Here is a 24,565-nt window from a genome sequence, read left to right as displayed (position 1 = left end):
CGCGTGGCGCACCCTGCATTTTTCAGGCAGCCTGAATATCATTCATCAACCAAATCCCGACACAAGCTCACCGCCTCGTGCAAATTTTCCACACCGTAAATCTTTAATTTTGGAAACTCTTTTTCATTGCGCGGCAAATTGGCTTTTGGCACGATGGCGCGTTTGAAACCCAATTTCTCGGCTTCTTTCAGGCGTTCTTGTCCGCGCGGTACGGGGCGGATTTCGCCACTCAAACCAATCTCGCCAAACGCCACCATTTTTTCGGGCAATGGCTTGTTGCGGAAACTGGAAACCATCGCCAACACCGCCGCCAAATCTGCGGCAGGTTCGCCAATTTTCACGCCACCCACCGCGTTCAAAAACACGTCTTGGTCAAAACAGGCGATGCCTGCGTGTCGGTTCAGCACCGCCAGCAACATCGCCAAGCGGTTTTGTTCCAAACCTACGGTTAATCTTTTGGGGGTGAAACCGTGCGCGTCATCTACAAGTGATTGTATTTCAACCAATAATGGTCTTGTTCCTTCTTGCGTTACCAATACGCATGAGCCTGCCACATCGTCCCGATAACTCGCTAAAAAAATCGCGGACGGATTGGATACGCCTTTCAAACCCGTTTCGGTCATGGCGAACACGCCCAGTTCGTTTGCTGCGCCAAAGCGGTTTTTGATGGCGCGTATCATGCGGTGGTTGGAATGGGTGTCGCCTTCAAAATACAAAACGGTGTCCACCATATGCTCCAAAACGCGCGGACCTGCGATTGCGCCATCTTTGGTAACGTGTCCGACAAAAATCATGGCGATGCCCATTTGTTTGGCGATGCGCGTGAGCTGGGCGGCACATTCGCGCACTTGCGACACCGAACCTGGGGCTGATGTGATTTGGTCGGAATACATGGTTTGAATGGAGTCAATCACGACAACGTGGGGGGCGTGCTGTTTTAAGGCTGCCTGAATCGCTTCCAAACGGATTTCGGCAAGCAAATTCACGCCATCGGCATTCAAACCCAAACGTTGGGCGCGTAGGGCGACTTGTTGGGCGGATTCTTCGCCTGAAACGTACAAAACTTGGCGTGTTTTTGCCATTAAAGCAATGGTTTGCAAAAGCAGGGTGGATTTGCCGATACCCGGGTCGCCACCCAATAAAATCACTGCGCCATCTACCAAACCGCCACCCAAAACACGGTCAAGCTCGCCCATGCCTGTGGCTTCGCGTGGGACTTCTGTAGCGGTTACTTCGGCTAATTTTTGCACTTGGGTGGTTTCGGCTGCCCACGATTGGAAACGGGCGTTTTTGGGTTCGGGCGCTGCAATGTTTTCTTGGAGCGTGTTCCATTCGCCACAATGGGGGCATTTGCCCACCCATTTGGGCGATGTGCCGCCGCATTCGGTGCATTGGTAGAGGGTTTTGGGGGCTTTTGCCATATTGTTGTTTTTCCTGTGAAATGAGGGAGGCTGCCTGAAAAGGATAAGGGCGTGATTTTAGCGCAAAATACCGCTTTGGTATGGCACCAAAATGGATTTTCTTGAAATGAAACATCAAGATATGTAGTTTCATGTAACTAATTGATGTGAAAAATGTTACAATTAACACACCTGTATTTTGCCAAAATCAAGGAGAAAAAACATGAAAATCAAACTGAAAATCACCCAAAACGGCAACAGCCAGCTCATCACATTGAATTCAGATGAGATTCGTCACCTGCATTTTAACCCACAAGCGCAATACCAATTTTTGGACGAGCAAAATCGCCAAATTGAAAACATGATTGTGGAAAATCAAGGACAAAGCATTGCATTCAGCCTGCCTGAAAACACACAACCCATCGTGATTTTGAATGAAAGCCAAGGTTTTCAGGCAGCCGTGCATTTGCCACAAGCGGTGGCACAAACAAGCGCAGTCAAAGCTACCGAAGTGGGCATATTGTCTTTAAAAACAGCAGGTTTGTCTTTGGCGACTTTGGTGGGTGTGGGGGCGGCTGCCAGCGCAATCGCCGCCAAATCAGGCAAAAAATCAGACGAGAAAAACACCACTTCGTTTGATGACAAGGTGTCAGCAAACGAAGCCGAAGAGTCGCGCAAAGCCGAAGAGTCGCGCAAAGCCGAAGAGTCGCGCAAAGCCGAAGAGTCGCGCAAAGCCGAAGAGTCGCGCAAAGCCGAAGAGTCGCGCAAAGCCGAAGAGTCGCGCAAAGCCGAAGAGTCGCGCAAAGCCGAAGAGTCGCGCAAAGCCGAAGAGTCGCGCAAAGCCGAAGAGTCGCGCAAAGCCGAAGAGTCGCGCAAAGCCGAAGAGTCGCGCAAAGCCGAAGAGTCGCGCAAAGCCGAAGAGTCGCGCAAAGCCGAAGAGTCGCGCAAAGCCGAAGAGTCGCGCAAAGCCGAAGAGTCGCGCAAAGCCGAAGAGTCGCGCAAAGCCGAAGAGTCGCGCAAAGCCGAAGAGTCGCGCAAAGCCGAAGAGTCGCGCAAAGCCGAAGAGTCGCGCAAAGCCGAAGAGTCGCGCAAAGCCGAAGAGTCGCGCAAAGCCGAAGAGTCGCGCAAAGCCGAAGAGTCGCGCAAAGCCGAAGAGTCGCGCAAAGCCGAAGAGTCGCGCAAAGCCGAAGAGTCGCGCAAAGCCGAAGAAGCACACAAAGCCGAAGAAACGCGTAAACAACAAGCAGCCGAAGAAACGCGTAAACAACAAGCAGCCGAAGAACTGAAAAAAAATCCCCCAGAAATCCAATTTGACAACATCACAGACGACAACATCATCAATATTGAAGAAGCCAAAGCCCCTGCCATTGCCTTTTCAGGCAGCCTGAAAAACGCCCAGCAAGGCGATGTTTTAACCGTCAAAATTGGCGAAACCAGCCACATCGTTCCCATTGTTGCTGGCAAATTCAGCGTCAATATTGACGGCAAAACGCTTGCCATTCACCGTGAAATTGGGGCGGAATTGACCCGAAACGGCGAAAAAATTGCCGAAAAAACCCACACCTATCAAGTGGATACACAAATTGACACGCCACAAATCATCTTCCGCCCGATTACCGATGACAACATCGTCAATTTGAACGAGTCCAAAGGCAAAATCACGGTCGGTGGCACGGTGCAAAACGCCAATGAAGGCGATGAAATTGTCGTATCTTGCGGTTGCCCTACTTGCACAGGCACACAATGGGTTGATATTAAAACAAAAATTGTGGGTGGCACATTCAGCGTGGATTTCAATGGCGCAGATTTGGTCGCAAACAATGGCAAAAACATCATCAAAGCCAGCGTCAGCACTGCCGACAACGCCAAAAACACCGCCACAGGCACCGCCCAGCACCAATACGAAGTGGATATTGAACCGCCCAAACCCAGCTTTGTTTATGAAAAAGTGGGCAACAATGGCGTGATAAATGCCCAGTTAGCTAAAAATGACATTGTTTTAAAAGGCAAAGTGATTGATTTGGGCGAAAATGAAACCGTTGCCGTGAAAGTGTCGGTCAATGGTAGGGATTATGTTGCCAGCAAAAATGGCGAATATTATCAAATATCTATCGCAAGTTCGGAATTGGCAAATGGCTTACCCGTCAAATGGCATTTGACCGCTAAAGATAAAGCAGGCAATGAAACGATTATTGAACAAAATCAAAGTTATACTTACGATGTAACTTTGAATCAACCCACGATTGACATTGCCAATAATCATCAAAAAATCAATTTGTTGAGCAAGGATTTGTCCCTTTCAGGCAGCCTGCAATTTGATGATGATGTGGATTTGGCCAGCGTAAAAGTCAAAATTGTTTATCAAAATCAAGACTATGCCGCCCAAGTTGATGTCAATCGCAAAACTTGGTCGGCAAGCCTGCCCCAAGATGTGATTAAGCAAAATGTGGGCAACAATGATTTTAGCGTGCAAGTGAGCCTTGCTGATAAAGCAGGAAATATTGCAACAAATCAAGAAATTGGGTATTTTACCGTGCTGGCAGATACCCCCAATTTGCCGACACCGCCAGCAAGCGAAAACAGCATTAAAATCACGCAAATGGGCGAAATTGACCCCAGCGATATGGTGCGTTTAAGGGGCAAACTCAAATTGGAAGGTTTGGCTGCTCAATATCATAATCCTTTGCAATTTCAATCGTTTGTGGCGACTTTGAACGGCAAAGAATATGCGGTTGGCATGAATAATCAAGACCAAAGTTTTTATTTGGACATCAGCCTTGCCGATTTGCAGGCTGCCAAAAGTCAGGAAATGGCGTTTCAAATCAAGGGCGGTTTAAGCATTTATCATTTGGAAAACAATTATGTTCGCAATCAAGATTTGCCCAAATTGGATAAAACCGCCTTTGTGTGGGACGACAATCCTTATTTGACAACAGACAGCTTGGTTAAAAATGACTTTGTGGGCAAAACCACTTTGGTACAAGGCGAAGTTTCAGGCAGCTTAAAAACGGGCGACAGCGTTACTTTGCAAATTGGCAATCAGCAAATCCAAACCAAAGTGCTGGATAATCAAAAATTTGAAGTGGCAGTAGAAAACAGTATTTTAAAACAAGCTGATACTGTCATCGCCACCGCAGGCAATGCCCAAAGCCAATATACTTACCAAAGCCAGCCTGACCGTGTTTTAAAAGGCGATTTTGTGGCAAACTTCGCCACTGCCAATAAGGAAATCCCTTATTTTATCAAAGCATTAGAGTATCCGCTGCAACAAATGGGCTATCTGAAAAAATTGCCCTATGGTGCAGGTGGCGAAATCAGCTACGCTTTTCACAACGAATACTTCAACGCCCTAGATTGGACAGAAGAAAACCGCAAAGCAGTACGCAAGGTTTTGGATATTTATGAGCATTATACCAATCTGAAATTTGTGCAAATTGCCGATAATTCAGGGTTTAATCAAGGTGCAACGATGGGTGCGGACATACAATTCCATCATCGTCCCCTGCCTGTGGCAAGTGGGGTGGCAGAATATGGTGGCAAAGTTTCCCTCAATACCAAAGTGAAGGATTTCAATATACGCAGCAGTTTTTTCACGGTGTTGCACGAAGTGGGGCATTCTTTGGGGGCGAAACACACATTTGAAGGTGGCGCGGTTTTGCCTTCAACAACAGAAGACCATCGCGGTTTAAGCGTGATGTCTTACACAGGCACCAAAATGGACAACAACCGTTGGAATTTGAGTCTGTACGATGTTGCGTTTATGCAATATCGCCATGGGGTAAATCCGACCCAACGCATAGGCAACGACACCTACACCTTCAAATCCTTTAATCCGCAAGTTTCTGATGGTAATGTGTATATTTGGGACGGCGGTGGTGTGGATACTTTTGACGCATCTTTGGAAAAACAAGGTGTTACCGTAGATTTAACCCCAGGTTCGTGGATACATCGTGGCGAAAAAACCGAGCATTTTGTGGTTAATCATTCAGAAGAATTGGGTGCCGAGCAATATTTCACAGGACACGATGGGGAAGTGAAAGATGATTGGCGATTGTTTTTCTCTAAAATCAGTAAATTGGACTATGCCGAAGGGCAAGCCTTTATCGGCTACGGCACACAGATTGAACGCTTGATTGGTTCAAATTATGATGATGTTTTAAAAGGCAATGTTGCCGACAACGACATTTATGGCGGTGCAGGCAACGACAAAATTTCTGGCGATGCTGGCAATGATTATTTGGACGGCGGTAAAGGTGCGGACGAGTTGGTAGGCGGTGTCGGTGATGATATTTTTGTGGTGGACAATGTTGGCGATAAAGTCATTGAAAATCAAGATGAAGGCACAGATACGGTTTATGCCCATATTGATTACACGCTGCCTGAAAATGTTGAGAATCTCACGCTTTTTGGCACAGCCAGTAAGGGTGTGGGCAATGGGATGGACAATCGGATTGTCGGCAACGGTCAAGTCAATACCTTAACAGGCGGTGGTGGTCGTGATACTTTTGTCTTTAATGATGTATTAGACGGCAATGTGGATACAATTACCGATTTTAGCGTGGGCGAGGACAAGATTGAGCTCAATCCATTGGTTTTTGCGGGTTTAACGGCACAGAATTTGGCGGAGCGTATTGCCTACGATAGCCAAACAGGTCATTTGACTTATGACCCAGATGGCTCTGGCAAAGCCGATGTCATTCACTTTGCGACTTTGGCAAATAAGCCGAATTTGACGATTGACGGCAATCATTTTGTGTTGTCGTCAGGCGTGAGTGTGCCTGTTGCACCGCCAAGCCAGCCAGCCCTTGTAGAGATTGCTTTTGACCCAATCACAGACGACAACATCATCAATATTGAAGAAGCCAAAGCCCCTGCCATTGCGTTTTCAGGCAGCCTGAAAAATGCCCAGCAAGGCGATGTTTTAACCGTCAAAATTGGCGAAACCAGCCACATCGTTCCCATTGTTGCTGGCAAATTCAGTGTCAATATTGATGGCAAAACGCTTGCCATTCACCGTGAAATTGGGGCGGAATTGACCCGAAACGGCGAAAAAATTGCCGAAAAAACCCACGCCTATCAAGTGGATACACAAATTGACACCCCACAAATCATCTTCCGCCCGATTACCGATGACAACATCGTCAATTTGAACGAATCCAAAGGCAAAATCACGGTCGGCGGCACGGTAGAAAATGCCAACGAAGGCGATGAAATTGTCGTATCTTGCGGTTGCCCCATTTGTACAGGCACACAATGGGTTGATATTAAAACAAAAATTGTGGGTGGCACATTCAGCGTGGATTTCAATGGCGCAGATTTGGTCGCAAACAATGGCAAAAACATCATCAAAGCCAGCGTCAGCACTGCCGACAACGCCAAAAACACCGCCACAGGCACCGCCCAGCACCAATACGAAGTGGATATTGAACCGCCCAAACCCAGCTTTGTTTATGAAAAAGTGGGCAACAATGGCGTGATAAATGCCCAGTTAGCTAAAAATGACATTGTTTTAAAAGGCAAAGTGATTAATTTGGGCGAAAATGAAACCGTTGCCGTGAACGTGTCGGTCAATGGTAGGGATTATGTTGCCAGCAAAAATGGCGAATATTATCAAGTATCCATTGCAAGTTCGGAATTGGCAAATGGCTTACCCGTCAAATGGCATTTGACCGCCAAAGATAAAGCAGGCAACGAAACAATTATTGAACAAAATCAAAGTTATACTTACGATGTAACTTTGAATCAGCCCACGATTGACATTGCCAATAATCATCAAAAAATCAATTTGTTGAGCAAGGATTTGTCCCTTTCAGGCAGCCTGCAATTTGATGATGATGTGGATTTGGCAAGCGTGAAAGTCAAAATCATTTATCAAAATCAATATTATACTGCCCAAGTTGATGTCAATCGCAAAACTTGGTCGGCAAGCCTACCCCAAGATGTGATTAAGCAAAATGTGGGCAACAATGATTTTAGCGTGCAAGTGAGCCTTGCCGATAAAGCAGGAAATGTTGCAACAAATCAAGAAATTGGGCATTTTACCGTGCTGGCAGATACCCCCAATTTGCCCACACCGCCTGCAAGCGAAAACAGCATTAAAATCACGCAAATGGGCGAAATTGACCCCAGCGATATGGTGCGTTTAAGGGGCAAACTCAAATTGGACGGCATCAATGCCCAATATTACAATCCTTTGCAATTTCAATCGTTTGTGGCGACTTTAAACGGCAAGGAATACGCCGTTGGCATCAACAACAATAACAGCGAACAACGCTTTTATTTGGACATCAGTGTGGCGGATTTGCAGGCAGCCAAAGGTCAGGAAATGGCGTTTTTGGTTAAAGGCGGTTTGAGCGTTTATTATTTGGAAAACAATCGCATTATGTTCCAAAATTTGCCGCAATTAGACAAAACCGCCTATGTTTGGGACGACAACCCCTATTTGGCAACAGACAGCGTGGTCAAAAATGACTTTGTGGGCAAAACCACTTTGGTGGAGGGCGAAGTTTCAGGCAGCCTGAAAACAGGCGACAAGATTACTTTGCAAATTGGCAATCAAAGCATTGAAACAAAAGTGCTGGATAATCAAAAATTTGCCGTAGCGGTGGAAAACAGCATTTTAAAACAAGCCGATAAAATCATCGCCACCGCCGATAACGCCCAAAGCGAATACACTTATCAAACGCCCCATCGTGCCTTGTCGGGCGATTTGGTGGTGCGCGCAGGACACCGTTATGAAGATGCCCCTTATTTTATCAAATCCATTGTTTATCAAGGAGTTAATGGGCATTTGAAAAAACACCCCGTGATTGGAGAAGGCGGTGGCAAACTCACTTACGCCTTTCACAAAGAATATTATGGCGCGTCCGAATGGACAGAAAACAACCGCAATGCCGTGAAAAAAGCGTTTGACATTTTGGGGTCGTACATCAATGTTCAATTTGAACAAATTGAAGACAATTCAGGTTTTGACCACGGTGCAACGGTTGGGGCAGACATTCAAATGCACCACACGCCCATCAGCAATGCAGGGCAGGCGTGGGCAGGTGGTGAAGTCATGATTAACAGCACCCGCAAAAATTTGAACATTCGCAACGGTCAATTTTTGTTGTTGCACGAAATCAGCCATTCTTTGGGAACCAAGCACCCCCATGAAGGTGAGGTAACTTTGACTCGTCCACTGGAAGACCAAACGGGCTTAACCGTGATGTCGTACAACACCACCAAAATGGACCCGAATTTTTGGGATTTGCGGATTTTTGACATTGCCTATTTGCAATACCGCTATGGTGTCAATCCAAACAAACGCATAGGCAACGACACCTACACCTTTAAAACATTCAATCCGCAGGTTTCCGATGGCGACATTTACATTTGGGACGGCGGTGGCGTGGATACTTTTGACGCATCTTTGGAAAAACAAGGTGTTACGGTGGATTTGACCCCTGGTTCGTGGATACATCGTGGCGAAAAAAGCGAACGCTTAGTTGTGGAAAAAATGGAGCAAATTGGCGAAAACACGTATTTTGATGAACACGGTGTTTCCTTGGCAGACCCTTATGCCTTGTTTTCCAAAACCTTTGGCAAATACACCTTTACCGAAGGGCAAGCCTTTATCGGCTATGGCACGCAACTGGAACGCTTGATTGGCTCAAATTATGATGATGTTTTAAAAGGCAATGTTGCCGACAACGACATTTATGGCGGTGCAGGCAACGACAAAATTTGGGGCGATGAGGGCGATGATTATTTGGTGGGCGGCAAAGGCAACGATGTTTTGACAGGTGGCGATGGCAAAGATGTGTTTGCCTACAAACTCTCTGATTTTGTTGATGGTTTTGTGGATACGATTACCGATTTTGAAATTGGCGTGGACAAAATTGAATTGGCAATTTCAGGCTTAAATCAAGACAATTTGGCGCAAAAAGTGTCGTACAATCAAGCAACTGGGGCGTTGTCGTATGATGGGGTGCAGTTTGCCACGCTGGAAAATAAAGCGGCTTTGACGCTGGACGAAACGCATTTTATTTTGGGCTAATGCGTTTTCAGGCAGCCTGAATGTGCCATTTGCCCATGGGCTGTGATTTGAAGTGTTGTTTTTCAGGCAGCATGAATGGCTTAAACCGTTCAGGCTGCCTGAAATGTTTTGAAAATCAAGGAAAAAATATGTAAAATTAAAAATCATTTATTCACATTAAATCAAAGGCTTTGTCATGAAAATCAAATTGAATATCAGCAAAAATGGTCAGCTTGTTCAAAGCGTGGATTTGCCCATTCAAACCACCGAACATTTGAACTTTGAAGAAACCGCCCAATACCGCTTTTTCAGCGAAGACAATCAAAGTTTGCCCAATGTCCGCTTTGAACAACAAGGCGATGAAGTGTGGTTTTGGCTGCCTGAACAAACGCCACAAGAACCCCCCATTTTGATTTTGCATGAAGGAAACGGCTTTGTGGCGGCATCGCATTTGCCCCAAACCGCGCTCAAAGCCAGCCAAGTGGCAGCCAGTCATAATTGGCAGTTTGTCGGTTTTGTGGGCGGATTGGCTTTGCTGGGCGGTGGCGTGGCATTGGCAAGCAGCCGTTCGGGTAAGGACAAAAATCCCCAAAATCATGACAAAGCCAGCGAATCCAACCCAACATCGGCACAAAATCATGCCACCAGCACATCAGAAAGCCAATTACAGGCAGCCTTAAAGCAAATGCAAAGCGAGTTGGACACCGCCAAACATCAAGCCAATCGCGCCCAATCCAATGCGGAAATTGCCCAAATTCAAGCACAACGCGCCGAAAATGCCATTAAAGCCAGCGAAACGCTGAAAGCAGAAACCGAACGCGCCAAAGCCCAAGCCATAGCCGCACAAAATCAAGCCGAACAAGCCAAAAATGACGCACAAACCGAAAAAACGCTGGCTGAAAATGCCAAAAATGACGCGCTGAACGCACAAAATCAAGCACAAGCCGCTCAACAAGCCGCGCAAGCGCAACAAATTGCCGCCGAGCAAGCGCAAAAAGCCGCAGAATCCGCCCAAGCCAAGGCGCAAATCGCGCAAGAGCAGGCTATTGCCGCACAAAAACGGGCTGAAAATGAAAAAGCATTGGCTGAAAATGCCAAAAATAAGGCAGAGTCGGCACAAAAAGCGGCTGAAATTGCCCAAGCTCATGCCCAATCGGCAGAGCAAATTGCCGAAAAAGCCCAACAAGCCGCGCAAATCGCCCAAGCGCAAGCCCAGCAAGCGCAAAAAACAGCAGAAGACATGAAGTCAGAAACGCAAGCGGAAAAAGCGTTGGCAGAGCAAGCCAAACAAGCCGCAGAATTGGCGCAAGCCAAAGCGGAAACCGCACAGAAAGCGGCAGAAATCGCCCAATCCAACGCGGCAAACGCGCAAAAAGCAGCAGAACAAGCGAAAGCAGACGCGCAGGCCGAAAAAACGCTGGCTGAAAACGCGAAAAACGCGGCAGAAGTCGCCCAATCCAACGCGCTAAACGCACAAAAAGCAGCCGAACAAGCAAAAGCAGACGCACAAACCGAAAAAACGTTGGCTGAAAACGCGAAAAATGCGGCAGAAGTCGCCCAATCCAATGCGCTCAATGCACAAAAAGCCGCCGAGCAAGCAAAAGCAGACGCGCAAGCCGAAAAAACGCTGGCTGAAAACGCGAAAAACGCGGCAGAAGTCGCCCAATCCAACGCGCTCAATGCACAAAAAGCAGCCGAGCAAGCAAAAGCAGACGCGCAAGCCGAAAAAACGCTGGCTGAAAACGCGAAAAACGCGGCAGAAGTCGCGCAATCCAATGCGTTAAATGCACAAAAAGCCGCAGAACAAGCGAAAGCAGACGCGCAAGCCGAAAAAACGCTGGCTGAAAATGCGAAAAACGCGGCAGAAGTCGCCCAATCTAACGCGGTAAATGCGCAAAAAGCAGCCGAACAAGCAAAAGCAGACGCGCAAGCCGAAAAAACGTTGGCTGAAAACGCGAAAAATGCGGCAGAAGTCGCGCAATCCAACGCGCTAAATGCGCAAAAAGCCGCAGAACAAGCAAAAGCAGACGCGCAAGCCGAAAAAACGCTGGCTGAAAATGCGAAAAATGCGGCAGAAGTCGCCCAATCCAACGCGCTCAATGCACAAAAAGCCGCCGAGCAAGCGAAAGCAGACGCGCAAGCCGAAAAAACGCTGGCTGAAAATGCGAAAAACGCGGCAGAAGTCGCCCAATCCAACGCGCTCAATGCACAAAAAGCCGCCGAGCAAGCCTTGAAAGACGCACAAACTGCCCAAGTGCAAGCCCAGCAAGCACAAAACGTGGCGGAAAACCTGAAAGCGGAAACGCAAGCCGAAAAAGTGTTGGCGGAAAATGCCAAAAAGGCAGCGTTGGCAGCACAAGAACAGGCTGAAAAAGCCCGAGATAAAGCGATTGAGGCGCAACAAAACGCTGAATTGGAAAAACAGGCAGCCGAAACCGCCAAACAAATCGCCCAAGATGCCGAATCCAAAGCCAAAGCGGCACAAGATAAGGCGCAAGCCTTGGCGAATGAGGCTGAAATGGTGAAAAATCAGGCGGTTGAAGCGCAAAAAGCCGCCGAAGCCGCGCGTGATAAAGCCATTGATGAAAAAAATGCCACGCAAAAATTGTATGATGAATTGAAAGCGGAATGGCTTGCCGAGGCGCGTGCCAATCCGCCTAAAATCCAATTCAACCCCATTGCGGGCGACAATATTTTGAACAAAGCTGAAAGTGAATCCATGCAAACGCTTTCAGGCAGCGTGGAAAATGCGCGTGGTAAAGATGTGTTGAACCTGAAAATTGGCGATGAAACGCGCCCTGTGGCAATAGAAAATGGTGTGTTCCGCACCGAGGTTTCAGGCAGCCTGTTGAAGGAAAAACCTGTTATTGTTGCCGAAATTCAACGCCATGGCGAAATGATTGTCAGCAAAACTGCGCCCGAATATGAGGTGCAAACCGAAATCCGCGACCCCATTATCACTTTCAATCCGATTACCGAAGACAATGTCATCAACCAAGTGGAAAGTGAATTGCCTGCCATTGCGGTGTCGGGCACGGTGCAGCATTTTCATTTGGGCGACAAATTGAGCGTGGAAATTGGCGAAGCCGTTCCGCTTGAAGTGGACATTGCCGACAATGGCACGTTCACATTCAATGTGGCGGGCAACACTTTGCTCAATCACGCCAGCATTAAAGCCAGCCTGAAAACCACCGACAGCGCAGGCAATGTTGCCCAAGTCAGCCAAGTGGCAGACTATGAGGTAGATGTTACGCCGCCTGCCGCACAAATCATTTTGAACCAGATTGCCAACGACAACATCATCAACAAAAGCGAAAGCGAACAAGCCGTTACCACCATTACAGGCAGCGTGAGCCAGTTGGACAAAGCCAATGATGTGGTGATGATGGTGTGTTCGTGCAGTTCGTGTTCATCGCCGCGTTCGCGTGAGTTTGTGGTGGCAATTCGGGACGACAACAGCTTTGCGGTGGACGTGAGTACCGAAGAGCTGTTGAAATACGATACCGTAGCCGTGTTCGCCAAAGACAAGGCACAAAACAAAGGCGATGTGGTAACACAAAAATACCGTCAAGATGTGATTTTGAACAAACCCGTGATTACCCTAGATGCCATACCGCTTGTGAATCGCAATGTTTTGAATCAAAACAATTTTAAATTATCAGGCAGCATTACCCGCGATGATGATGTACCCGATGCGAAATTGAATATTGTCATTAAAATCAATGAAATTGACCACAAGCCCACTTTGCTTAGCGAAAACGGCAGCTTGCGCTGGGAATTGCCCATCAACCAACAGCAACTGAATGCGTGGGACAAACAAACCGTGAACGTACGCGCCGAAATCAGCGTAAGCGATTTGGCGGGCAACACCGCCACAGGCGAAAGTGTGAGCGGTCAGTTTGATGTGAAATTGAGCGCGGCATTGGATATTGAACTGGAAGATATTGGCAGAATCAACCCCAATGAAGATTTGACCGTTATAGGCAAAGTAACAGGCGAATTTAAGCCCAATGACCAAGTTACCATTCAGGTTGGCAGTAATGGCTTTCGTAAAAATGTTGAGATTGATGCCAGCACGGGGCAATTTACAGCCATTATTGATAAAGACCATTTGTTGGGCAACAACACCATTCATGCCACAATCAGCACAACCGACAGCGCAAACAACCCAATTAGCGCAGAAGGGCAAGCCACATACAGCGTACCGCAAGATGGCGACATCAATATTGTGTTGCAACACATCACGGGCGATGAACACATCAATGTGAGTGAAGCGCAATCGGACAACGTGCGCGTTTCAGGCAGCCTGAATGGGGAATTTGCCCACACGCAAAAGGGCAAAGAAATCGCCATGCGCATTCACGGCACCGAATACAAAGCCACGGTGGGCGAAGATTTGTCGTTTGCGTTTGAAGTGCGCGGTGCGGATTTAATTGCCCACCGAGGCTACGCGCTTACCGCCAGCTTGAACGACCACGGCAAAATTCATCAAAGCAACAATTTGAGCTACACCGTTGCGCCCGAAGCGATTGCCAAAATTCATTTGGACGATGTGAAACTGGATTTGGCACAAGAGCTGGGGTCGGTGCGGTTGTCGGGTAAGTTGGATTTCAGTAACAGTTTGTTTGCACAAGGGCAAAATGAGAATTTTGTTCGCGCCATAAAACTGAAAATTGGCGACCAAACCTTTAATGTGGGCATTAAACAAGATGAGCATACATTCTTTTTGGATTTGACGCATGAACAATATCAGGCGTTGAAAGGGCAGCCTATTTCTTATGAATTGATTGCTTATCATTCAGGTCATGGATATTTACAAGGACATGAGTATGAGAGTGCCAAGTACAAAAATTATGATGCGATTTATAATCGTGGTCGCAATTACTTACCCCATGTTATGGATGTCAATGGTCAAAAACAATTGGTTTTAAATAAGATGAGTGATGAATTTGCACAAAATGAATTGAAAAAAGTTCAGGTTGTATTTGATGAAACGCAAATTCAACTTACTCAACAACTTCAAATAGGCACTCAGCATGAAACAACAGTTTCAGGCAGGGTTAGTGGTGCTGCCCAATCAGGAGATGAAATCAGTATCACGATTGGTAATGCACATTACACCACACGCGTTAATGAAGATTTAAGTTTTGCCATTCAAGTGAAAAATGATGATTTAAAAGCTGTGTCAAATATTCAGGCAGCCTTAAAAATTCAAAATGCCAAGGGCGAGAACATCAGTCTAATGGATACCGTATCTGTATTACAAAATCGTGATGTTGGCGATTTGTTTGTGAATCCTCATGAATACACTACTGATAGGGTTGTTCAACACTCTGATGTAAATCATAACTTTGCCTATTTTATTGATGCAATTGATATGAGAAGTCAATATGGCTTTCTCAATTGGAATAAAACACCATTTGGAGGAAATACTGCTGAACCTGCGGTTATTAAATATTATTTTGCGAAAAAAGAAGATTATGTTAGCGATAATCCAGTATCAGCTGGCAAGCGGGTAATACCAGGTACTCAGGAAGATTATTCTGCTGAATTGAAAGCCGCTATTCATGATGCGTACGCATTTTATGAATCAGTAAGTAATTTAAAATTTCAACATACGGAGCATCGTGAAGAAGCAGATACGATATTAATGTCTGCGAGATTAAATGGTGGACACAGTGGTACAGGCTGGGACGGTGAGAAACTGATTTTAAATACACTGTATAATGAAGTAGATGAATTTAAAAAATACATCAATTTCCACGAAATTTTTCATACCCTTGGTGCAACACACATTGATGTGAGTAGCTATGATAAATTCAATCAGTGGTCTTACGCAAAGGCTGAACGAACAACTGAGGTCAGTGTTATGTCGTATGGCGACCACTTTGCAACACAATCTGGGCGCAATAATTTGGGTTTATATGATTTGGCATACTTACATTGGCGTTTTGGGGTGAATAAAAATCGCAATACAGGTAATGATGTTTATCGCTTTAATCAATATAATCCGATGATGCCTGATGGCAATATTTACATTTGGGACGCTGCTGGTGTAGATACTTTTGACGCTTCCAAAGAAAATGAAGGGGTTAATGTGAATTTAACTCCTGGGTCTTGGATTTATCGTGGTCAAATTTCAGATACTTTTCTAATTAAAAATAAAACTCATACTGAATATGGTGGAGAATTGGGTAAACCTTTAACAGAATATTTTACTGAGTTTGGCAATGAGTATATTGAAAGTGAAATAAATGGTGAGGAGTGGAAAATTAACAATGATATGTACACAAAATGGGGCTTTGCCATTACCAAAAACACCTACGTTGATGGACAAGCCTTCATCGGTTATGGCACGCAAATTGAAAACCTGATTGGTTCAGCCCATGACGATGTGTTAAAAGGCAATAAAGCCGACAACAACATCTACGGTGGCGATGGCAACGACCAAATTTGGGGCGATGAGGGCAACGATTTCCTAGACGGTGGCGCGGGCGCAGACCAAATGTACGGCGGTTTGGGCAACGACATTTATGTGGTGGACAACCTTGCCGATACCGTAACCGAATTGGACAATCAAGGCACCGATACCGTTTATGCCCACATTGACCACTACCGTTTGTCTGATTTTGTGGAAAATCTGACTCTGTTTGGCAATGCGTTACACGGCACAGGCAACGATTTGGCAAACACCATCATCGGCAACGATGGCAACAACGTGTTGCAAGGCTTGGGCGGCAACGACCGTTTGGACGGTGGACGCGGCAGCGATACACTCACAGGCGGCGATGGTGCGGATACGTTTGTGTTCAGCAGCCTGTTGGACGGTTCGGTGGACATCATTGGTGATTTTGACGTGTCGCAAGACAAAATTGAACTGGCTTTGAGCGCATTCAGTGGCTTAAATGCCCAAAATCTTGCCGAGCGTGTGAAATACGATGCCAGCAACGGTCATTTGTCTTACGACCCAGACGGCAATGGCAATGCGGACGCGATTCACTTTGCCACTTTGGAAAACAAAGCCGCTTTACGCATTGACGAAACGCATTTTATTTTGGGTTAATGCGTTTTCAGGCAGCCTGAAAAGGCATTCAGGCTGCCTTTATCATTGTTTTACAAGCGTAAAAATGTGTCAATCCACTTTGCGGATTGGGTATTTTCGCTCAAAATAGCCGTTTGACACACAACATCATTTTGTTTAATTATCATGAATCACATCAAAAAAATCAGCCTTTTGGCTTTAACTGCCTTCACTTTTGTTTCCGCCCCAGCTTGGGCTGATGACGATTGGGACGATGATGACGATGACCGCCGCCGTCCACGCGCCGCCTATGTGCACAAACACAGCAATGGTGCACCCAAAATCAGCCGCGAACGCGCCATTGCCATCGCCAAAAGTCGCTACCACGGCGCGCGCGTTACCGATGTGGATTTGGAACGCAAACGCGGTCGCAGCCACTATCAGGTGGATTTGAAAGACGGTCGCTACGATTATGAAGTGTGGATTGACGCACAATCGGGCAAAATCACACACAGCAAAAAAGAATTAGATGATTGATTTCATTTAAAACATTTCAGGCAGCTTTGGGTTAAAAGGCTGCCTGAAATCATTTTTGTGCCACACTTTTTGCCAAGAACGGTTGTTGCCACAGCAAATTTTGTTACACTATAACATTTGTTTTGCGCTACAATGTTTGTCTTTAATTTGCCCACCATCAATGAAATGAAAGGATAAACATGAAATTGAAAACCCTTGTTGTTACCGTAGCCGTGTTGTTTTCAGGCAGCCTGAATGCCGAAACTTTATCGGTGGTCAGCAGTTTTAGCGTGCTGGGCGACGTGGCAAAACAAATCGGTGGCGAGCGCGTCAGCATCACCAATTTGGTGCCAGCCGATGGCGATGCCCACGCCTATCAATTAAGCAGTGCCGATGCCAAAAAAATCGCGTCAGCCAAATTGGTGTTGCTCAACGGTTTGGGTTTGGAAAATGGCGATGTGATGCGCGCCGTGAAACAAAGCAAAGTTGCCTATGCCGAAGCCACCGCAGGCATTTCGCCCATTAAAAACGAAGAGGGCGCACACCACCACCATCATGGCGAAGACGGACACCACCACGACCATGGCGAATTTGACCCCCACGTTTGGCACGACCCCGTGTTGATGCAAAAATATGCCGCCAATGTAACCGCCGCCTTAATCAAAGCCGACCCTGCTGGCGCGAGCCACTATCAGGCGCGTTTCAAAGCCTATTCGGGGGAATTGGTTAAGCTGGATGCGTATGCCCGCAGCCAGTTCAACGCCGTGCCACGCGAACACCGCAAAGTTTTGACAGGACACCATTCATTTGGCTATTTGGGCAAACGCTATGGCGTAACCTTCCTTGCGCCACAAGGGGTGAGCACCGAAGCGCAACCCTCCGCCAAAACCGTAGCCGCCATCATTCGTCAAATCAAGCAACAAGGCATTCAAGCCGTGTTTACCGAAAACATCAAAGATGGACGCATGGTGGAACGCATTGCCCAAGAAACAGGCGTGAAAGTGGGCGGCAAACTGTATTCAGACGCATTGTCCCAAGAAGCCAACGCCCGCACCTATGTGGATATGTTCCGCTACAACGTGCGTGCCATGAGCGGCGCAATGAAAAAATAAGAAAAAACAAAAATGCTGCCTGAAAATACCATTTCAGGCAGCATTTTTGATTTTAAATCAAATGAATGATTAAACTTTTGCAGCCGCAGCCACTTCTGCCGCGTAGTCCACAACCGCTTTTTCAATGCCATCGCCCACTTTGTAGCGTGCGAATGACAAGATTTCTGTGCCATTTTCTTTGGCGTATTGGGCAACGGTTTGGTCTGGGTTCATCACAAATGCTTGACCGTTCAAAGACACTTCTGCCAAGAATTTTTTGATGCGACCTTCAACCATTTTCGCAGCGATTTCAGCAGGTTTGCCAGATTCAATCGCTTGTTGGGTGTAGATGTGGCGTTCTTTTTCAACGGTTTCCGCGTCCACTTGGTCTTCGCGCACGCATTGTGGTTTAGCCGCAACGATGTGCATGCCGATTTTACGCGCCACGTCTTCGCTGCCTGTGTATTCCACCAACACGCCTTCGGTTGCCAAAGCACCGTGAATGTAAGCCACCAATTCGCCAGAAGTTTCAATTACTTGGAAACGGCGTACAGACATGTTTTCGCCTAATTTGGCAATCACGGCTTTGCGCTCGTCTTCCACCAAAGCCGCCAATTCTTCAACGGTAGCGGGTTTTTTTGCCACCGCAGTTTTGGCAACAAAATTGGCAAATTCAACAAAACCAGCGTCTTTTGCCACAAAGTCGGTTTCGCAGTTTACTTCAACCAATGCGCCCACTTTGCCTTCAATCGCGTAAGCCAACACGCCTTCGGCAGCCGTGCGACCTGCCAATTTACCTGCTTTTGCACCTGATTTAATGCGCAAGATTTCTTCGGCTTTTTCAAAATTGCCTTCGGCTTCTACCAAGGCTTTTTTGCATTCCATCATGCCCAAGCCAGTTGCGGCGCGCAAATCGGCAACCATTTTTGCAGTAATTTCTGCCATATTGTTCTCCAAAAATATCAATTCAAATGAAATTCAAAACAGGCTGCCTGAAACCGTTTTCAGGCAGCCTGAAAAGACAAAAGTCTTATTCAGCAGCTTGTTGTGCAGCCGCTACGGTTTCCGCAACCGCTTGGTTTTTGCCTTCCAGCACAGCATCAGCGATGCCACGGCAGTACAAACGAATGGCTTTGGCGGAGTCATCGTTACCAGGGATAACGTGTTTCACACCGTCTGGGCTGTTGTTGGTGTCCACAACGGCAATCACGGGAATGCCCAATTTTTCGGCTTCCACCAAAGTACCGTGTTGGTAGCCAGTGTCAATCACGAAAATCGCGTCTGGCAAGCCTTTCATGTCTTTGATGCCGCCCAAAGAGCGTTCCAATTTTTCCACTTCGCGGGTCATGTCCAACAATTCTTTTTTGTTGTAACCGCTTGATTCGGCGTTTGCCAACAAAGCGGCTTTTTCTTCCAAGCGTTTGATGGATTGTTTTACGGTTTTGTAGTTGGTCAGCATGCCGCCCAACCAGCGATGGTCTACATAGGGCATACCTGCGCGTTGTGCTTCTTCTTTGATGATTTCACGCGCTTGGCGTTTTGTGCCAACAAACAAAATCGTGCCTTTGTTGGCAACCAAACGGCGCACCACTTCTTGTGCTTCTTGGAACATGGGAACGGTTTTTTCCAAGTTGATGATGTGGATTTTGTTGCGCGCGCCAAAAATGTATTGTGCCATTTTTGGGTTCCAGTAGCGGGTTTGGTGACCGAAATGTACGCCAGCTTCAATCATTTGGCGCATGGTGATTTGAGAAGACATAATTCAAATTTCCTAATTAAATTAAGGGTTAAAAAGCATACACATTTCTGCCAGAATTTTCAAAAACGCCTTTTCAGGCTGCCTGAAAACACCCTTAACGCGAAATGTGCTGTGCGTCAAAGTGCCTTTTCCATTGCGAAAAAGACCGCGCATTATAGCGATAAATCTTTTATGCGACAAGGTTTTTTTCAGGCAGGCAAATCGCGTTATAATTTGGGATTTTCAGGCTGCCGCGCTATACACAACCCACAGCAACTTATTCCCTCCCCTGCTTGCGGGGGAGGGGGTAAATGGTTGGCAACATCAAAAATTGTCGCATGCTGCAAGGCTGCCTGAAACCGCATTTTCCCAAACCAAACCAAAACAAGGACAAAACCCATGAGCTTTTTGAAATTGACCGACCAAGATTTGCAAGGCAAAACCGTGTTAATCCGTGCCGATTTGAACGTGCCTTTTAAAGACGGCAAAATCAGCGATGACACGCGCATTCGTGCGTCTTTGCCCTCCATTCAATACGCGCTGGACAAGGGCGCAGCCGTGATTGTGATGACGCATTTGGGTCGCCCCACCGAAGGCGAATTTCACCCCGAAGACGATGTTGCACCCGTTGCCGCGCATTTGGGCGGATTGTTGGGCAAAAAAATCAAAGTGTTGAACGATTGGCGCGACAATCCACCCAGTCTGAAAACGGGCGAAGTGGCTTTGTTGCAAAACGTCCGCATCAACAAAGGCGAAGGCAAAAATGACCCCGAATTGGGCAAAGCCTACGCCAGCTTGTGCGATGTGTTTGTGAACGATGCGTTTGGCACGGCTCATCGCGCCCAAGCCTCTACCGAAGCGGTGGCGCAATTTGCGCCTGTGTCGGTGGCAGGGATTTTGATGGCGGCTGAATTGGACGCGCTGGGCAAAGCCTTGAAAAATCCCGCTCGCCCCATGGTGGCGATTGTGGCAGGCAGCAAAGTGTCCACCAAATTGACGATTTTGGAAAGTTTGGCGGATAAAGTTGACCAACTCATCGTGGGTGGTGGCATTGCCAATACGTTCTTGTTGGCGCAAGGCAAACCGATTGGCAAATCGCTGGCTGAACCCGATTTGGTGGACGAAGCGAAAAAAATCATCGCCAAAATGGCGGCAAAAGGCGGTGTTGTGCCTTTGCCCGTTGATGTGGTAACGGCAAAAGAATTTGCCGAAACCGCCCCAGCCGAACACAAAGCCATTGAAGACGTTGCCGCAGACGACATGATTTTGGACATTGGCGCACAATCCGCACAACAGCTTGCCGAAATCATCAAAAACGCAGGCACAATCGTGTGGAATGGACCTGTGGGCGTGTTTGAGTTTGCCCAATTCGCCAGCGGTACAGAAACCGTTTCACGCGCGGTGGCGGAAAGTGCAGGTTTTTCTATCGCTGGCGGTGGCGACACTTTGGCAGCGATTGCGAAATTTGGCATTACCGAGCAAATTGGCTACATTTCCACAGGCGGCGGCGCGTTCTTGGAATTTTTGGAGGGCAAGGCATTGCCAGCCGTGGTTGCTTTGGAAAAATTTGCCCAGTAAGATGATGAATACAGGTTTTCAATCATCGCATGGTTGAAATGTGAAAATTCAGGCTGCCTGAAACGCTTTTTGGTGCGTTTCAAGCAGCCTGAATGGTTTGATGATGTGGGTTTACATGCGTTTCCAAGTTTGCGTGCGACCCAGCAGCGAAATGCCCACAAAACCACGCACTTCCAAGCGATTGCCTTTTACCGTGGCTTTGGCTTTATAGGTTTTGCCCGATTGAGGGTCTCTGATTTGACCGCCCGAATATTCATTGTCGCTGTCTTGTTTCAAGCCCGTTAAAATGGTTTGACCGACCAAGTTTTTTTGTTTGCAAATCGCGCAAGTGGGTTCCACGCCCACCACCGTGCCTTGAAAGCCGTTGCCTGCTTTGCTGATTTGAATGTGGGCTTTGGGTTTACCGTCTTTTTCGTCAAAGGTTTGCCATTTGCCTTCAATGCTGGCGGCAGCGACCATGCTGCTGATGCTTGCCAACAATGTGGCGAATAAAATGCGTTTCATCAATGCGATTCCTGTGTGTTGATATGGAAAATTGGGCATTCTATTCTAAAACTGGGGGCTTTGCCAATTTTTTACTTTTTCAAACGCAAAGTGTGGCGCAAGCCGATTGAATGTTATGCTGTAACAAGGCTGCCTGAAACGGTATAATGGCGGTTTTTCAGGCAGCCTTTCAGTACACGACATTTTTTGATATTGCCACAAACCTGCCCCCTCCCCCTATGTAAGGGGGAGGGCTGGGGTGGGGGTTAGAAACGCAACGAGCCACCCCCACCCTAACCCTCCCCCGCCAGCAGGGGAGGGGACAGGTTGCAGACAGCCTGAAAGATTTTTGTCGTGTACTGAAAGGCAGCCTGAAACCCCATTTTCCCTTTTATTTTGATAAAAATCATCATGTTTCACGAATATTTCATTGCACCCTTTACCGAATTTTCTTTCATGCGCTACGCTTTAACCTCGGTGGTCTTTTTGGCATTATCGGCTGCGCCCGTTGGCACATTTCTCGTGATGCGCCGCATGAGTTTGATTGGCGATGCGTTGAGCCACGCCGTGTTACCAGGGGCAGCGATTGGCTACATGGTGGCAGGATTGAGTTTACCAGCCATGAGTGTAGGCGGCTTTGTGGCAGGCATGTTGATGGCATTTTTGGCAGGCTTAATCAGCCGCTTTACCGAATTGAAAGAAGACGCCAATTTTGCCGCCTTTTATTTGAGCAGCTTGGCGATTGGCGTGATTTTGGTCAGTTTGGGCGGCAACAATGTGGAATTGTTGCATTTGCTGTTTGGGTCGGTGCTGGCGGTGGATTTGGTGTCGTTGCGTTTGATGGGGGTGGTGGCGAGTTTGACGATTTTGGCATTGGCAATCATGTTTCGCCCCCTGATGATGGAAAGCATAGACCCCCTGTTTTTACGCGCCGTTAAAGGCAAAGGTGGCGTGTGGCACGTTGCGTTTTTGGTTTTGGTGGTGATGAATTTGGTGGCAGGATTTCAAGCATTGGGTACATTGATGTCGGTGGGCTTGATGATGTTGCCAGCGATTGCCGCGCGATTGTGGGTACGCGGCATGGGGGCATTGATGGCGGTAGCGAGTTTGGGGGCATTGGTGTGTGGTTATGCGGGCTTGTTGTTGTCGTATCATCACCCAGCCAATATTCCGTCAGGACCAACGATTATTTTATTTTGTGGGATTTGGTATCTGTTTTCCGTGGTTTTTGGGGCAAACAGTGGCATTTTCATCAAAATTTGGCGCAAAAAACACCGCAAATTCAAGGCAGTCTGAAAACCAACAGGTCGGATTTTAAAAATCCGACCTGCTGTCATTTGGCATTTTAGCGCATATTGGGGAACAAGCCCTTCATGCCTTTTGCCATACGCATCAATTTTTGCATGTTTTTGCCGCTAAACATTTTCATCATTTGTTGCGATTGTTCAAATTGTTTCAGCATTTTGTTCACTTCCTGAACCGTGGTGCCAGCACCTGCCGCAATGCGTTTTTTGCGACTGGCTTTGATGATGTCGGGGTTGGCACGTTCTTTTGGGGTCATGGAATTGATGATGGCTTCAACGTGTGCCATCGCTTTTTCTGCTGTGCCTTCGGGGATTTGTTTGGAAATCTGCCCCAATTCCCCTGGCATTTTGGAGAGCAAATTCTCAAAACCGCCCATGTTGCGCATTTGTTGAATTTGCGCTTTAAAGTCATTCAAATCAAAGTCTTTGCCGCGATGCAATTTTTGCGCCATTTCTTTGGCAATTTCTTCGTCAATGCCTTTTTGCACATCTTCAATCAAAGTCATCACATCGCCCATGCCCAAAATGCGGCTGGCAATGCGTTCGGGGTGAAACGGCTCCAAACCATTGATTTTTTCGCCCACGCCAATGAATTTAATCGGTTTGCCCGTGATTTGGCGCACCGACAATGCCGCACCACCACGCGCATCGCCGTCCATTTTGGTCAAAATCACGCCCGTTAAAGGCAGGGCTTCGTTAAAGGCTTGGGCGGTGTTTACCGCGTCTTGACCCAACATCGCGTCTACCACAAACAGGGTTTCAATCGGCTTGATGGCGGCATGAATGGCTTTGATTTCATTCATCATTTCTTCATCAATCGCCAAGCGACCTGCCGTGTCCACCATCAAAATATCGTAAAAATGTTTTTTGGCATAATCTTGCGCCGCCAACGCAATTTCAACGGGTTTTTGCGATACATCGGACGGGAAAAAATCCACTTGCACTTGTTCTGCCAGCAATTTCAACTGTTCAATCGCGGCAGGGCGGTACACGTCTGCCGATACGAGCAGGATTTTCTTTTTCTTGTCTTGGTCTTTGATGAATTTGGACAATTTGCCCACGGTGGTGGTTTTACCTGCACCTTGCAAACCTGCCATCAAAATGGTGGCAGGCGGCGTGGCTGCCAAATTTAATTGGCTGTTTTCTTTGCCCATCAGTTCAATCAGGGCTTCGTTCACGATGCCGAAAAAGGCTTGGTCGGGCGTGAGCGTGTCGGCAAATTCCTTGCCCAAAGCGCGTTCTTTCACTTGATTGACAAAGTCTTTCACAATCGGCAAAGCCACGTCTGCTTCCAGCAATGCCAAACGCACTTCGCGCAGGGCTTCTTTGATGTTGTCTTCGCTTAATTTGGATTGTCCGCGTATGTCTTTGAATACTTTTGAGAAACGTTTGGTTAAATTGTCTAACATGGTTGATT

General features: G+C 47.1%; 11 protein-coding genes. 6 read left to right on the top strand and 5 right to left on the bottom strand.

Annotated elements, in window-relative coordinates:
* Positions 1-38: 38 nt before the first annotated feature.
* The gene (radA, locus tag H3L97_RS01725; RefSeq protein WP_097115137.1) at positions 39-1,421 is read right to left on the bottom strand and encodes a DNA repair protein RadA; all 1,383 of its coding nucleotides are present in this window, start codon (positions 1,419-1,421) and stop codon (positions 39-41) included.
* Between the two features lie 202 nt (positions 1,422-1,623).
* Between radA and H3L97_RS01720 the strand changes: the two genes are divergently transcribed.
* The 4 genes from H3L97_RS01720 (at position 1,624) to H3L97_RS01705 (ending at position 18,066) form a co-directional block, all read left to right on the top strand.
* Entirely contained in the window at positions 1,624-9,438 is a 7,815-nt protein-coding gene (locus H3L97_RS01720) for a M10 family metallopeptidase C-terminal domain-containing protein (RefSeq protein WP_182073085.1), read from the top strand.
* Between the two features lie 175 nt (positions 9,439-9,613).
* On the top strand, positions 9,614-16,480 hold the full coding sequence (locus H3L97_RS01715; RefSeq protein ID WP_182073084.1) for an Ig-like domain-containing protein: 6,867 nt from the start codon (positions 9,614-9,616) through the stop codon (positions 16,478-16,480).
* Between the two features lie 144 nt (positions 16,481-16,624).
* Positions 16,625-16,975 carry a PepSY domain-containing protein gene (locus H3L97_RS01710; protein ID WP_097114645.1) on the top strand — a complete coding sequence of 117 codons (351 nt, stop codon included), beginning with the start codon at positions 16,625-16,627 and terminating at the stop codon, positions 16,973-16,975.
* Between the two features lie 179 nt (positions 16,976-17,154).
* Positions 17,155-18,066, top strand: a complete 912-nt coding sequence (locus tag H3L97_RS01705) for a metal ABC transporter solute-binding protein, Zn/Mn family (protein ID WP_097114644.1) — start codon at positions 17,155-17,157, stop codon at positions 18,064-18,066.
* 69 nt (positions 18,067-18,135) lie between these two features.
* On the opposite strand, the gene tsf is transcribed toward H3L97_RS01705, so the two are convergent.
* Together tsf and rpsB are read right to left on the bottom strand one after the other, a co-directional pair.
* Entirely contained in the window at positions 18,136-18,990 is an 855-nt protein-coding gene (tsf, locus tag H3L97_RS01700; RefSeq protein ID WP_034291261.1) for a translation elongation factor Ts, read from the bottom strand.
* Positions 18,991-19,075: 85 nt separating this feature from the next.
* Complete coding sequence (rpsB, locus tag H3L97_RS01695; RefSeq protein WP_097114643.1) at positions 19,076-19,804, bottom strand: 30S ribosomal protein S2; 729 nt, start codon at positions 19,802-19,804, stop codon at positions 19,076-19,078.
* Positions 19,805-20,182: 378 nt separating this feature from the next.
* Between rpsB and H3L97_RS01690 the strand changes: the two genes are divergently transcribed.
* A complete protein-coding gene (locus H3L97_RS01690; protein WP_097114642.1) occupies positions 20,183-21,361 on the top strand; it encodes a phosphoglycerate kinase in 1,179 nt (392 codons plus the stop codon).
* 111 nt (positions 21,362-21,472) lie between these two features.
* Here the strand turns inward: H3L97_RS01690 and H3L97_RS01685 are convergent, their stop codons facing one another.
* A complete protein-coding gene (locus tag H3L97_RS01685) occupies positions 21,473-21,865 on the bottom strand; it encodes a DUF2147 domain-containing protein (protein ID WP_097114641.1) in 393 nt (130 codons plus the stop codon).
* 390 nt (positions 21,866-22,255) lie between these two features.
* Here H3L97_RS01685 and H3L97_RS01680 point away from each other — a divergent pair, with 390 nt between their 5' ends.
* On the top strand, positions 22,256-23,140 hold the full coding sequence (locus tag H3L97_RS01680; RefSeq protein ID WP_097114640.1) for a metal ABC transporter permease: 885 nt from the start codon (positions 22,256-22,258) through the stop codon (positions 23,138-23,140).
* Between the two features lie 49 nt (positions 23,141-23,189).
* On the opposite strand, the gene ffh is transcribed toward H3L97_RS01680, so the two are convergent.
* Positions 23,190-24,557 (bottom strand): signal recognition particle protein, encoded by a 1,368-nt coding sequence (gene ffh / locus H3L97_RS01675; RefSeq protein WP_097114639.1) that lies wholly within the window; start codon positions 24,555-24,557, stop codon positions 23,190-23,192.
* Between the last annotated feature and the right edge of the window lie 8 nt (positions 24,558-24,565).

This window comes from Alysiella filiformis (assembly GCF_014054525.1).
GTDB lineage: Bacteria > Pseudomonadota > Gammaproteobacteria > Burkholderiales > Neisseriaceae > Simonsiella > Simonsiella filiformis.
This window is presented reverse-complemented; position numbering and strand designations above follow the sequence as displayed.

Bases quoted from the DNA above. Each gene is read 5' to 3' on its own strand.
- radA (WP_097115137.1), bottom strand. From the start codon at position 1,421: ATGGCAAAAGCCCCCAAAACCCTCTACCAATGCACCGAATGCGGCGGC.
- H3L97_RS01720 (WP_182073085.1), top strand. From the start codon at position 1,624: ATGAAAATCAAACTGAAAATCACCCAAAACGGCAACAGCCAGCTCATC.
- H3L97_RS01715 (WP_182073084.1), top strand. From the start codon at position 9,614: ATGAAAATCAAATTGAATATCAGCAAAAATGGTCAGCTTGTTCAAAGC.
- H3L97_RS01710 (WP_097114645.1), top strand. From the start codon at position 16,625: ATGAATCACATCAAAAAAATCAGCCTTTTGGCTTTAACTGCCTTCACT.
- H3L97_RS01705 (WP_097114644.1), top strand. From the start codon at position 17,155: ATGAAATTGAAAACCCTTGTTGTTACCGTAGCCGTGTTGTTTTCAGGC.
- tsf (WP_034291261.1), bottom strand. From the start codon at position 18,990: ATGGCAGAAATTACTGCAAAAATGGTTGCCGATTTGCGCGCCGCAACT.
- rpsB (WP_097114643.1), bottom strand. From the start codon at position 19,804: ATGTCTTCTCAAATCACCATGCGCCAAATGATTGAAGCTGGCGTACAT.
- H3L97_RS01690 (WP_097114642.1), top strand. From the start codon at position 20,183: ATGAGCTTTTTGAAATTGACCGACCAAGATTTGCAAGGCAAAACCGTG.
- H3L97_RS01685 (WP_097114641.1), bottom strand. From the start codon at position 21,865: ATGAAACGCATTTTATTCGCCACATTGTTGGCAAGCATCAGCAGCATG.
- H3L97_RS01680 (WP_097114640.1), top strand. From the start codon at position 22,256: ATGTTTCACGAATATTTCATTGCACCCTTTACCGAATTTTCTTTCATG.
- ffh (WP_097114639.1), bottom strand. From the start codon at position 24,557: ATGTTAGACAATTTAACCAAACGTTTCTCAAAAGTATTCAAAGACATA.